A 12,457-nucleotide genomic window follows, 5' to 3' on the forward strand; every position below is an offset into this window, starting at 1 on the left:
GGCAAGGGAAGGCCCGGGGCTGCAGTTGGAGACCGGGCCTTTGCCACTCTAGGTGTGTTGACGATCAAAGATCGTCATATCTATGCAGTAGGAGCTTCGCCGACTTCCAGAGGATGAACGCTGTCAAGCGACGTTAGGAATTGCCTCCCTCATGGGTTGGAAGTTTCGTTAGGCTAAAGCGCCGCTCCGGCGCGAATATTCTCGATCACGCCGCGTTGATGGCGGAAAGCATATTCCGTGGGAGGTTCAATCTGCAGATGAACGCCAGTCGGGCGGTCACCTGCAGAATGTTCTCGAGCGTTGCCTTTTCGCAGTGAAGTCTGTCGGCGGGAAGCCACTGGCGGTCTGCCTTTGTCATCAAGTCTCAGACAGTTCGGGTCGAATAAGTTCTTTGAGCATCCTACGCAGCTGTGGCCAAGGTTCATCCTTTAGTTTCAGATCGGGATCTTGCATGACAAGGAGGCAGTGAAGCGTGGCGGCGACCTCAACGAGAGAGGAGGGCGGCGTGAGAAGCAATACGCGACCTGAAATCCCTTCGGAGAAAGCAGTTTCCTGTTCCTTAGCGAGGGCTGCGCTGTATCCAAGGCGGCGGTCAGCGTTGTTCCACTCGCGCCGACGTTGACGTAGTGATACTTTTGCTCTGGCGGTTTGATCAGGTTCCAAGCGCGGTGCGATTGCATTGATCTCCGAATAGGTCCGTACGATGACTGGTTGACCAATTTCCGCTACGTCTATTTCCACCCATGGGTGCCCGCCCATTTCCTTGAGCAATCTGGTCTCCAGGTTTTTCCGCAAGCGGCTTGCCCGGACACGCTGCTGAAATAAATCCCACCAACGCAGCCAAATCTCTCGTACGGGTGTTCGGCCGCTTACAGTCCTGGGAGGAATTGATGCTATCCGGTCCTGCAAAACCCGTCCCGCGACGGGAAGAAGGTTTCGACGATTGATCACATGCGGCAACGTTTTGATTTTTCCGTTAGATGATCCTTTTTTTCCAGGGGAAATTGTAGGCGCAGTTCTGCTATTCTCAGAATCAGCCATGATCTAAGCTCCAGATAGCTAGATTTTGGTCAGGCCAGGTTGGTGTTACAGCACCTTCCTGGCCGACTTCGTCGGTACGAAACTGTATGATAGCTTTCAAAAAACGGCGGATCAAATAAATTCGCCAAAATATGGCGATTATTTTATGCTTGTGGTTCAGTACCGGATGGCCCGTGCGGCACTAGGTTTAGGGATTGTAGAGTTTGCTGAGCTCGCAAACGTTTCAACAAATACGCTGGTCCGTTACGAGAGGGGTGAAGACCTTAAGCAATCAACAATCGACCATCTGCAGGAGGTATTGGAGGATGCCGGGATCATTTTTATTTCCGAAAGTTGTGATGGTGGCCCCGGTGTCCGCTTGAAGAAACTCGCTTTGCGAAATGAATGACGACTGGCGGGCTTTATGCGACGCAGTTACCCCAGCGCGGAGGCAAGCGCCCTCCCTATCGCACCATAGAGAGTCGGATGACGCCAGCAATAATGCCCCGGCGCCATAGCGCCAGGGCCCGATTTACCTGTCTCAGTGAACTGTCGGCTTGGTCAGAGGCAGCCTTTTGATGGTGTTGCTTATGATCTTGCGCAGTTTTCGCCAGTCGGGAAGGTCGCGTTCATTGACCCGCTCCTGCATGCCTGTCAGCAACCAGCCAGCGCAGGCGGGGTCGCCTGCAGCCTGATAGGCATCGGAGCGTTCGAAGCAGGCGACAATGCGAGGCCAGGCATCGCCATTGTCTTTCGAGATGCTTGCCACCAGATCCTGGGCTTGGGCGTAGGCAAGTGCAATCCGCTGGCGCTCTTCCGGCCTGCTATTCACGATCAGGCTGAGGATCCAGATCAGATCTTTACTCATGGCCTCGGTTTCTTTTTCATCGTCTTCGCTCATACCGGATCGAATGCTCCCTTGAATTCCACGTCAGCATAGTAGGCGAGTTTCCTGGCGACGATCGGGCGTTGGCCGGCGAGGAACAACAGTTGGGCATGCGGGGGCAGGTTTCGGACTTCATCGGGGGTGAGGAGCGGCCGAGCGCTATGCTGTTCCCCATAGGAGATGCCAGACTTTTCGGAATCGAGTGCGCGACCCATGGTTTGGAACACCACGGTTTCTTGTCCGAGCAGATCGGAGACAAGACGGGCACTGTCGTGGTCGTTGACGCCAAAGACCTGGAGGACACCGGCGTTTGACAGAAACGTGCCGGCGCGTTGACCGTAAGTGGCGCGCAACTGGTGGACATCCTGGAGGATCGGCCAAAGCTGAACGCCATAGCCTGCCATGAGACCCATGGCACGCTCGACGGGAGCTAAATGACCGAGCGCTGCAAACTCGTCGAGCAGATAGAGGACGGGCGACGGTGGTCGCGTCGGATCTCGGGCCATATCGAGCAGGCTCTGGGTTACGAGCAGTCGCAGCCAGCGCGAATAGGTCGACAGCCGATCGGGCGGCAGGACCAGGAAGACGGTCTCGGTCCGCGCTTTCAGGTCACGGAAGGAAAAGTCAGAGCGGCCGACCACCGCCGCCATCCGTGGGCTATCGAGGAAGTGGGTATGCCTTTGCGCCGCTGACAACACACCGGCCGCCTCCCGGTCGGATTTGCCGAGATGCCGGTTGGCGGCGCGAGCGACCAACCCGCCCGCCGCAACATTCTCTTGCATGCGCTTGAGAAGGGCGGTGAAATCATCAGGCGGCAGGGTCAGATATTCGCGCAAAGTCGTCAGTGTCCGTCGATATCTGGGTTCTTCCACGATAATCTTGAGCAGCATGCCTGAGATCAGCGCCTTGGCTTCCTCGTTCCAGTGCGCCTCGCCGCCCATGCCCGGTTCATCATAGACGAGAGCGTCGGCAAGTGTGCTGGCATCTTCTGCCACGTCGAGGCCATCCGGATCGAGCTCATCGAGCGGATTGAATGCGGCTGAGAGCTGTCCCGTCACCCCAAAGGGATCAAGGACATGGACACATCCAAATTTCTGGCGCGCCCGACCGGCAATTTTTGCATTCTCCCCTTTGGGATCGATGCAGATCACCGAGCGATCGGCGGTCAGCAGATTGGGAATGATGGTGCCGACACCTTTGCCGGTCCGGGTCGGCGCCATCGTCAGGAGATGAGCAGGTCCGTCGTAGCGAAGTGGTTTTCCGGTCTTTGCATCGCGCCCTATCAGCAAGCCGGATCCAGTCCGGGTGAGGGGCGCAACTTCCTTGTTGGCGGCAAAGCGCGCCGAGCCGTGGGTGCTACCTTCCATGTCGCCGAAATGCATGATGATAGGATTGGTGATCAGGCGAAACATCAGCGACAACAAGACGGCTGCTGCGATCAGGTCAAGTGAGATGAAGGCAATGCTTCTGGGTTCAAATCCGGCTCGTTGGAGAGCATACCGCCCCCCAATTTCAATGACTGCCAACACGATAGCCAACAGGCAAAAGGCTCCGAACACAGGCTTGGCTGCACGAAAGGGAAGAAGCAGTATCGAGACAAAAGCCCAGATGGGATCACGGGCAGCTGCGCGAAGCATATTCTTGAGCGCAGCCCATGCAAGCGTTGCCTGACTCATGACGCGGCCTCCCCAGTATTTCCCGCGCTCGTATCACGAGCGTCCGGATTGATGATATCTCCGAACAATTCCTTGTCGGCGTCTCGCGTTAAAAAGCCGGGAAGTTCTCGGCGCAGCCACTCACCGAGGCGTTTTGAAAACTCACCATCGCCGCTGATCTCGAGTCGATGAAGTACGAGCGCCCCGAGTAGAATCTTGCGCCTGGTATCTTCTGAGCGCTCCTGTTTTCCCAAGCGGGCCTTTAAGGTTTTGCGCTGCGCCTCTATCTGGGCGAGGCGCTCCTCGATGGATTTGCGTGGCATGGTCTTTGTACCTTTCTCCCATTCGGGGTTAGCGGATGTTTTGGGGGACAGAATTCACAGGCCAAGCTTCGGGTCTCCAGAGTTGATTGCGGGAGAGGCAGGCACGTCAATCGTGCGGCGTGCCCGAGAAACTCCCATCATTGCGATGCGACTAGCAGCTTGGCCGCAAGGATCAGCAGCCAGCCGCCGATGGCCTGATAAATAATGACGCCCCAAAATACGCTCAAGCAGGAAGGCTGTAATGATGCAGATCTGCAGAAGCAGTTTTGAGCGATTGGGATTGTCGGCGGGGTCGACCCGGCAGCTGGCTACGCAACTGCTTGGTCTTGAGTGCAGCCCGCTGCCCAGATCGGTTTAGGAATGTCTTAAGGCTTAGCGAGGGCGATTGGGTCCGTGGCAAAGCTCGGGCGCTGTATTGGGCCGTCATCGCACTGAGCTATTATCGCGGCGGGAAGAGTGAGGCACTCGGTGAGCAATGTCGGCTTACGCTGTCTAGGTTGGACCAGATGCTTTGACCGCTTCAGGCGCACGTCTTCCCAACCGAAATTGTAATATTATTACGCCTGAGTTTTGCATCGCGCCTTTCTGCCACTGACCTGGCAGCGATTTTGCCGAAATCTGTCCCCCACGGCATCGAATGTCCTATGGCCGAACCGCCAAAAAGTCTTAGTGAGCCGTCGCGGCTATGGGGCAGCCAGAGCGAGTGGGAGAGGGTGAGGGGTTACCTTTAAAGCTGCCTCGGCATTGAAGCGCCTAGGCGCTACCAGCCTATATCGGTCAGGGAAAAGTCGTTGCCTTTGTAGGCGACCTTGGTCCCGTAGGCGCGAGCACAAGCGTAGGCGAAACAATCGCCCATATTGAGCTTTGCAGGGTGGTTGACGATCTTGCCGTACTGCTGCGCGGCGTCGAGGGCCTTGGATCCCACATCGCCGGAAATCATGACGTCTTCCGCCTCCAGGTCGACGAGAAACTGATCTACTATTCGGCGAGACTCCTGAAGCATTTCAGGCGTTGCAGGCTTGTCTCGGCCGACGCGCTCGGCCATGCGGCGGGTGAGCGCTAGCGAGGCTTCCATGCGAGCGACTGACGACACATGGAATGGACCTTCGTCCTGCCCGATCCGGTCTAACAGCTCCTCGCGGTCTTCTTCATAAGCGAGGATCGCGACAATAACGGATGCGTCGAGGAACAGCATCAGTCCTCGCCCCACATTTCATCGGTCTCACGCTTGTGGTCGCCGGGTGCATAAGGCCCCGCTGCGCGGGCCATCGCAAGAGATTTTGCGAGGCGGTCGCGGATCGGCAGGCTGCTTCTGCGGCTGGCGATCTCGCGTTTCAGTGCCGCCTTCACGGCGTCGACCTTGGAGGTTTTGGTAAGGCCTACGAGCTCATCCGCGAGCTTGTCGACTTCCGGATCCTTGATATAGAGAGGCATGGCGGGCATATCCTTTGGAGGATATATAATATCCTCTTTTTCATATCCTTGCAACATCACTTGGTGCGTTTGCTGCAGTCGGTTCACACCAACGCGGCTCTTCGGCCGCCGTTGCCGAGGACACCTCACGTCTCGATCATGGGCGATCGAAGGATCGTCGATGGTATTTATCTTTCACCAGCGGATCACGAGCTGCGGTCCGCAGCATGTTGTTAAACGCGGCCTATGAGCCTTGCCTGGATTATTAATCCGTTCCTTCCGCCGAGGCACCTTTCGAGGAAGGAGGGGAGGGCTGCAGCAGGTCGACAAACAGCTGCCTGTCGGCATCGCGGGTGAGGAAGCCCGGCAGTTCGCGGCGTAACCATTCGGCGAGACGTTTCGAAAACTCGGCATCGCCGCTGTTTTCCAGACGGTGGAGAACGAGGGCGCCAAGCAGCACCTTGCGTCTTGTGTCTTCCTTGCGCTCTTGTTGGCCGAGGCGGGCTTTGAGGGTTCTGCGCTGGGCCTCGATCTGGGCGAGGCGTTCTTCGATGGTCTTCCTGGCCATCATCTCTCCTTTCGAACAGGTAAGGCGAAGCGGGACTAGCACAAAGGTTTGCGGAAACAGACGACCCGAGTAGTTTCAGAAAACCCCCAATTGTTGTGCGCCTGGTGCGATCGTCGGTTTCCGATGTCAGCGTCGGAGCAGAGCTCATGAAACCCTTGGACAATCAGATCGTCGGTGATGTTCGTGATGAGAAGTCTGCCGATCCCGGTGCGGCGATGGCTGGGGTCTATCCAGATTCCCTCCAGGAACGGAACGGGCTGCGCAGTGCAGCCATTGGCATAGTCACGAATGGATATTTCCGCAAAGCCAACCGCAGTGCGATCAGGGGTCTGGGCGATGTAGCCGTTCCCTTTCTCGCCGTTCCATAACCTTTCGATATCGGCCGAGTGTTCCTCGACAGAGAGACGATCCCAAAGCCTGGATCGCATAGCGGCCCATAAGTCGCTGTCGGTCCTTTGCATTTTCCTGATCAAAATAGACATGCAAACCTCAGCCAACATCTGGTCTTAGGTATCATCACGGCGACCGTGCCCGCGATGCATTTGGACGCGAACAGTTTGTCGCTTGCCGGCATCTCGATCAACAAATCGTTCTTCAGCGGCACGCTATCGCTCATGTCACGCCTCCTGAAGAAGGACCGCGATATCGATTTTCGACGGCAAGAATAAGAAAAAAGCCTTGGCGCCTCAAGCGAAAATGCCACCGCCAATATTGAAAATCGTACCGATTTGTAGTTTTTTGGAGGCTCAATCGCTTTACTCAGACGTCCATCACAGACGCCACACCGTGGCCGATTGAGCGGAGCGATTGAGGTTACAAGGGCGCATATACGGGTTGATGCACAACCCGGCGCCGCTGGTGCGGAAGACGAAACACGAGACAGAAAAGGCAATCGCGCTTGGCCATTTTCTACGCTCAGATGACACCGGTGTCTCGCTCGTCCGGACGCAGCGCGGTTGCGGCGATCGCCTACCGCGCCGCGGAGAAACTTACCAACGAGCGTGATGGACTGACGCATGACTATCGCAACAAGCAGGGCGTGGATCACTCCGAGATCGTGCTGCCGGAGGGCGTCGATGCGGACTGGGCGAGGGACCGGTCACAGTTGTGGAATGCCGTCGAGAAGCGCGAGGTTCGCAAGGATGCCCGTGTGGCCCGGGAATTCGTACTGGCGCTTCCGCATGAACTGTCTGCGGAACAGCGGCTGGCGCTGACGCGGGAGTTTGCGAAAGGGCTGGCCGATCGCTATGGCGCAGCGGTCGATTTTTCCATTCACCAGCCGCACAAGATGGGTGACGTTCGAAACCATCATGCGCATGTGATGATGACGACGAGACAGGTGAGCCGTGATGGGCTCGGCGACAAGACCTACATGGAACTTGCCAACAAGGAATTGCTGCCGCGCGACCTGCCGACAACGCAGATGCAACTGGTCGATATCCGCCGGTCGTGGGAGCAGATGGCGAACCGCGAACTTGCGCGGGCGGGCCTGGATATCCGCATCGATCATCGTTCCCACTCCGAGCGCGGATTGGAGATCGAGCCGACGGAGCATATGGGCGTCAGGGCGACGAACGTCATGCGGCGGGGCGGGGAGGTCGATCGGACCCGGATCGATGCAGAGGCAGCCAAGCGCAACGCGGATCTGATCCGGGAAAAGCCGGAACAGGTTCTGACGCTGATCAGCAATGAGAAGAGCGTGTTCGACCGGCATGATATTGCCCGCGCTTTGCATCGTTACATCAACGATGATCCCCAGGCGTTTCAGAACGCCTTTGCGTCAGTGATGTCGTCGTCTTCGTTGGTCGAGTTACAGGCCGAGCGCATGGATCTGGCGACAGGAGAGGTCGAGCTTGCGCGCTATTCGACCCGTGAAATGGTCGATCTGGAAAACGGCCTTGCCCACTCCGCCGAGCGACTTCATCGGGCTGAGGGTCATGGTGTGGATCGCCGACATGTCGAACGGGCAATTGGGCGCCAGGATGATGCGATACGGGCGAGTGTCTTCAGCGATACGGCGGGGACAATGGAGCGCGGTGAACTCGATGCGGGCGAGCGCGCTCGGCGTCTTGAGACAGCACGCCTTTCGGATGAGCAGCGGGCGGCAATCGAGCATATCACCGGGCCTGAGCGGATCGCGGCCGTCGTTGGTTACGCCGGGGCCGGCAAGAGCACGATGCTGGCAGCGGCGCGCGAGGCATGGGAGCGACAAGGCTACACGGTCCACGGCGCGGCCTTGTCGGGCAAGGCGGCTGAAGGGCTGGAGGAGTCCTCAGGCATCGCCAGCCGCACGCTGGCTTCATGGGAATATAACTGGCAGGCCGGTCACCGGACGCTTGGCCGAGGTGACGTCTTCGTCATCGACGAGGCCGGCATGATTGGCAGCCGGCAGCTTGCCCGCTTTGTGGGCGAGGCCGAGAGGTCCGGTGCGAAGATCGTGCTTGTCGGGGATCATGAGCAGCTCCAGGCGATCGGGGCAGGGGCTCCGTTCCGGGCGATCGCCGAGCAGATCGGCCATGCCGAGCTTTCGGAAATCCGGCGTCAGCGGGTTGATTGGCAGCGCGAGGCCTCCGTTGCCTTTGCCACTCATCGCACAGTGGATGGTCTGGCTGCCTATCGGGACAACGGCAAGGTTTCGTTCAGCGAGACGCGCGAGGTGGCACGCGCCGAGATCGTTCGCGACTATCTTGCCGACCGGGAGCAGCGGCCGGACGGCAGCCGTGTGGCGATGGCGCATCGGCGTGTCGATGTTCGCGCCATCAACGATGCAATCCGAAGCGAGCTGCAGGCGCGCGGCGCGCTTGCCAAGGTTCGCGACAGTGGCGATCTTATGGAACGAGAGCGTTCCGCCCAGGAGCAGGAGCGGCCGAAGGCCTTCACCTATCAGACCAATGATGGCCGCCGCGATTTTGCCGAGGGAGACCGGCTGGTCTTCCTGGAGAACGATCGCGATCTCGGCGTGAAGAATGGCATGCTGGGGACAGTAAAGGCCGTCGAGCCCGACGCACTACATGTGGAGCTCGACGGCAGTGTACTGTCGCCAGGGGATGGAGTTGGCCTGGTAAGGATAGACACAAATTCCTACCAAAGTTTTGATCATGGCTATGCGACGACGATCCACAAGAACCAGGGTGCGACAGTCGACCGAGCGTTCGTCATGGCGTCCGCGACAATGGACCGGCATCTGACCTATGTCGCCATGACCCGCCATCGCGACGGGGTGCAGCTCTATGGGAGCCAGGACGAGTTCAATCGCAATTGTGGTCGTCTGGTCGAGCATGGCGTTGCGCCCTTCGAACACAAGGCCGGTAACCGCGACAGCTATTTCGTAACGCTGGAAAACGATCGAGGCGAGAAGCACACGACCTGGGGCGTCGATCTCGGTCGGGCAATGGCTGAGGCGAAGCCGGAGATCGGAGACAGGATCGGGCTTGAGCATCGCGGATCCGAGACGGTTCATCTTCCAAACGGCACGACGGCCGAGCGCAATTCCTGGAAAGTCGCTGGCGCCGGCGAACTTGCCTATCGACAGATGGAAAGCCGGCTCAGCCGATCCGGCGTCAAGGAAACCACGCTCGACTATACCAGGGACTTTGCCGAGCGCCGTGGCGTCGCGCAGCATTTTGGCATCAGAAGCGAGATTGATCTTGCTCCTACCCCAAAGCTTGTCCAAGAATTGGTCTCCCGTGCGGACCATCCGGCACGGGAGGTTCAGGACCGGTCGGCACTGCGTGCCTCTGATGAGGTGCGACCCCCAATGCAGGCCGGTCCTGAACGCGATCCCGCTCGGGCTTTTTCCGACCACCAGCGGGCTCCGCGTCGTAGCGCATTTGCTGGCTTGAAGCTCGGGCACAGTGGAGCGTCGCAACCCCAGCCATCGCAAGATCGTCCCAAAACGGCGGAGGAGCGCCCTCCGCAGGCGGCAACCCCGAAGCGCAGCATCTTTGCCGGTTTGAAGCTGAATGCTGCCGCCAGGGAGCGTGAGCCGCCGGACAGGCCAGATATTCCACGATCGCCTGAGGCATGGCGGCGGCCGTCGCAGTTCGAGCAGGCGGTCGACCGGTATGCCCGCGCCTTCACCGCTGCAGCGAGGATGCAGGATCAGGGATTGCCCATTCTTGCGAGCCAGAAATTGGAACTGCAGGGAGCCGGCCGACAGATGGAGCAGGCGCAGCCTGGATCACCGGCACTCATGGCCTCAGCCGCCCGATATGATCCGGATATCTTGAAAGCTATGCGAGCCTATACCGGCCGCGAGCGCGTCAGTCATTTGATTGCCGGTATGGAGAAGGAAAGGGCTTTGCAGGCCGATCCGAACGTTCGGGCCGACCGGCTGATCAATCGCTGGCAGGAACTTCAGACGGAGCGCCAAGGCCTTCGCAGCTGGACCCATGACAAGGCCCGCGGCAAGGTCGAGGGTCAGATGCGCCAGGTATCTGCTCAGATCGAAAAGGATCCACAGGTGGAGGCTATCGTGCGCAGCCGCGCCCAGGAGCTCGGCATCGGCAATATCCGCCAGGAACAGACTATCGGCCGCGAGATGGACCGACAGATTTCTCGAGGGCGTGGCCAAGGGCTTGAACGATAGGAGTGCGTATGATTGACAGTACCGACGATCAGGAGCGGGGGATGACCTCCGAAATCGATGAGGCGACCGAAGCCTTCGAGGCCTTGCGCCGGACCGTGGAGAAGCTCGCCCGCGATCTCGGTGGCGAAATGGTGGTCATCCGCAAGGGCGTGGAGGCCGCCTTCGAACGGTTCGAGACGTTCCAGCAGCCGACCGACCACAGCGTGGATATCGGCCAGATCGCCGAGAGCCTGGTCCTGATCGGCAAGCATCTGACAGCGATCCAGAAATCCCCGGCCCTGAAGAACGGTCCCGAGCATTATGCCCGGGTGATCGAGATCGCCGCTGATCGCATTTCGGCAAACGCCGTTAGGACACTTGAGAACCGGGAGCGCGGTCTGCAGCGGGTAGAGGCCGACATCAGAGACGTCGTCAGCGGTGTTCGCGACCGGCGGCAGCAAGATCGGTGGCTGCTCGGCGCCGTGGCCGTCGGCATCGTCATGGGTGGCGTATTCCTGACCCTTGGGCCGCGCCTGCTACCGGGATCGATCGACAAGGCGATTGCCGCCACGGTCATGAATGCCGATCGCTGGGATGCGGGGATCGCCCTGATGCAGTCGGCAAGCCCCGAGGGATGGCGTGGTATTGCCGATGCCAATGCTCTCGTGCGTGCCAATCAGCAGGCGCTCACGACCTGTGCTGAAGCGGCCGCAAAGGCCAAAAGCGAGCAGCGTTGCACGATCATAGTTGCCGTGCCTCCTTCCGACAAGTAACCAGCATTCGTTCAGCCACCAGATTTTACAGGCCAAACAATGACAAGATCGGAACTCGTCCAAATCGTCGCGGCGCGCAATCCCCACCTCTACCACAGAGACGTCGAGCGGATCGTCGACATCATTCTCGAGGGAATTACCGAGGCCCTGGAAAAGGGCAACCGGGTCGAGCTTCGTGGGTTCGGGATTTTCTCCGTGCGGCACCGCCCGCCGAGATCCGGGCACAACCCGAGGAACGGGGAGACCGTTTTTGTCGATGACAAATGGGTGCCATTTTTTAAGGCCGGAAAGGAAATGCAGGATCGCTTGAATTTCGAGAGGTCGTAAGCCGGAATGGTGTAGCGAAGCGAGCCGCAGGTCTTGTTGCAAGTTGCTGTGGTCGTGCAGAAACGATCGGCATCAGGCTCCCCTCGTCAGCTGAGCGGCACGGCAAATCGCGTTAAGCGCCCAGCTTTTATCGGCTTGGTAGGCGATGCACCGTTCAGATCCATTCGAGTGTCTCGGCACAAGACCGGGGTATGAAGGCTCTAAACTGGATGACAGCCCAAACGATGCAAGCTTCATCGACAATTTCAAATTGCTGACTGCCAACAGGTTTTCCAGACGCGCTACAATCCGCAACGATCTCCTTTACGGATCGTTGCGCGTCGTCAATAGCCGCTTCAAGATCCTTCACTATACTTCCTTCCAAATCCTGGAAGAAGATTGCCCCGTTCCGAATGTGGAAGAAATAACGTTTCATCGTGAGTATCTACCGCCGGGGGATCGAAAATCAGTAGTTGCATGTCAAGATCATTCAATCAACCTCCATGGTACGGTTCGAGTACCTCGTCAATTCGCTGGGGACAGAAGGTCTGAGTGGTTGCACCACCAGCAAGAGTTGGCCAGGATTAAGGCTCGTAATCGAGAGATATATAATGCGTTTCCCTGCCCCCGCCATTTCCCGAGCCCGCCTTGAGCAGTTGCTTTCTCTCAACGCTCAATCCAAGCCGATTTCGCCTGAAGTCGAGCTGAGGAGCCCCGAGCCAGAACAGACAAGCCTAAACGTCTCCCGGCCAACAGAAGGAATCTCACGCTAAGAGCCGAAAAGGAGATAAAATCGGTGTTAAATCAACTATTTAGAAAAAAATCGTAATAGTAATTATGGAACTACCGCGGACGATCGTTATTAACGTCTGATTAAGTGCCGCGACTCGGCAAGTGAATTAAGAAAACAGTTTTTGTCGAATTGCTTCAGCTGCTGCGTGGGTCC

General features: G+C 58.2%; 14 protein-coding genes. 4 read left to right on the top strand and 10 right to left on the bottom strand.

The features are described from left to right. Positions 1-205: 205 nt before the first annotated feature. Together J5289_RS28950 and J5289_RS28955 are read right to left on the bottom strand one after the other, a co-directional pair. Positions 206-358 (bottom strand): hypothetical protein, encoded by a 153-nt coding sequence (locus J5289_RS28950; protein WP_209207602.1) that lies wholly within the window; start codon positions 356-358, stop codon positions 206-208. Continuing rightward, the gene (locus J5289_RS28955) at positions 358-1,041 is read right to left on the bottom strand and encodes a hypothetical protein (RefSeq protein ID WP_209207603.1); all 684 of its coding nucleotides are present in this window, start codon (positions 1,039-1,041) and stop codon (positions 358-360) included. The genes J5289_RS28950 and J5289_RS28955 overlap by 1 nt, the downstream gene beginning before the upstream one ends. Positions 1,042-1,066: 25 nt before the next feature. Here J5289_RS28955 and J5289_RS28960 point away from each other — a divergent pair, with 25 nt between their 5' ends. Further along, positions 1,067-1,429, top strand: coding sequence for a helix-turn-helix transcriptional regulator (locus J5289_RS28960; RefSeq protein ID WP_312867198.1), 363 nt, complete (start codon positions 1,067-1,069; stop codon positions 1,427-1,429). A 132-nt stretch (positions 1,430-1,561) separates the two neighbouring features. Here the strand turns inward: J5289_RS28960 and J5289_RS28965 are convergent, their stop codons facing one another. The 7 genes from J5289_RS28965 to J5289_RS28995 form a co-directional block, all read right to left on the bottom strand. Further along, positions 1,562-1,921 carry a hypothetical protein gene (locus J5289_RS28965; protein WP_247750768.1) on the bottom strand — a complete coding sequence of 120 codons (360 nt, stop codon included), beginning with the start codon at positions 1,919-1,921 and terminating at the stop codon, positions 1,562-1,564. Continuing rightward, complete coding sequence (locus J5289_RS28970; RefSeq protein ID WP_209207604.1) at positions 1,918-3,582, bottom strand: type IV secretory system conjugative DNA transfer family protein; 1,665 nt, start codon at positions 3,580-3,582, stop codon at positions 1,918-1,920. Before J5289_RS28970 ends, J5289_RS28965 begins: the two co-directional genes overlap by 4 nt. After that, on the bottom strand, positions 3,579-3,884 hold the full coding sequence (locus tag J5289_RS28975; RefSeq protein ID WP_209207605.1) for a mobilization protein: 306 nt from the start codon (positions 3,882-3,884) through the stop codon (positions 3,579-3,581). Before J5289_RS28975 ends, J5289_RS28970 begins: the two co-directional genes overlap by 4 nt. A gap of 760 nt (positions 3,885-4,644) precedes the next feature. Then, entirely contained in the window at positions 4,645-5,079 is a 435-nt protein-coding gene (locus J5289_RS28980; protein ID WP_209207606.1) for a type II toxin-antitoxin system VapC family toxin, read from the bottom strand. Then, on the bottom strand, positions 5,079-5,318 hold the full coding sequence (locus J5289_RS28985) for a type II toxin-antitoxin system VapB family antitoxin (protein WP_209207607.1): 240 nt from the start codon (positions 5,316-5,318) through the stop codon (positions 5,079-5,081). The genes J5289_RS28980 and J5289_RS28985 overlap by 1 nt, the downstream gene beginning before the upstream one ends. 244 nt (positions 5,319-5,562) lie before the next feature. Beyond that, positions 5,563-5,865 (bottom strand): mobilization protein, encoded by a 303-nt coding sequence (locus tag J5289_RS28990; protein WP_209207608.1) that lies wholly within the window; start codon positions 5,863-5,865, stop codon positions 5,563-5,565. Positions 5,866-5,900: 35 nt separating this feature from the next. Continuing rightward, positions 5,901-6,347, bottom strand: a complete 447-nt coding sequence (locus tag J5289_RS28995; protein WP_209207609.1) for a GNAT family N-acetyltransferase — start codon at positions 6,345-6,347, stop codon at positions 5,901-5,903. A 416-nt stretch (positions 6,348-6,763) separates the two neighbouring features. On the opposite strand from J5289_RS28995, the gene traA reads away from it, so the two are divergent. Genes traA through J5289_RS29010 form a run of 3 tightly spaced genes read left to right on the top strand, consistent with a single transcriptional unit; the run spans position 6,764 to position 11,532 of the window. After that, positions 6,764-10,453, top strand: a complete 3,690-nt coding sequence (traA, locus tag J5289_RS29000) for a Ti-type conjugative transfer relaxase TraA (RefSeq protein ID WP_219276703.1) — start codon at positions 6,764-6,766, stop codon at positions 10,451-10,453. An 8-nt stretch (positions 10,454-10,461) separates the two neighbouring features. Then, positions 10,462-11,205: a DUF6118 family protein gene (locus tag J5289_RS29005; protein ID WP_219276705.1), complete on the top strand. Its 744-nt coding sequence runs from the start codon at positions 10,462-10,464 to the stop codon at positions 11,203-11,205. Positions 11,206-11,244: 39 nt separating this feature from the next. After that, entirely contained in the window at positions 11,245-11,532 is a 288-nt protein-coding gene (locus J5289_RS29010; RefSeq protein ID WP_219276707.1) for an integration host factor subunit beta, read from the top strand. A gap of 154 nt (positions 11,533-11,686) precedes the next feature. On the opposite strand, the gene J5289_RS29015 is transcribed toward J5289_RS29010, so the two are convergent. Beyond that, entirely contained in the window at positions 11,687-11,947 is a 261-nt protein-coding gene (locus J5289_RS29015; protein ID WP_209207939.1) for a hypothetical protein, read from the bottom strand. Positions 11,948-12,457: the final 510 nt, after the last annotated feature.

The sequence above is a fragment of the Rhizobium sp. B230/85 genome (genome assembly GCF_019355735.1).
Taxonomy (GTDB): Bacteria; Pseudomonadota; Alphaproteobacteria; order Rhizobiales; family Rhizobiaceae; genus Rhizobium; species Rhizobium rhododendri.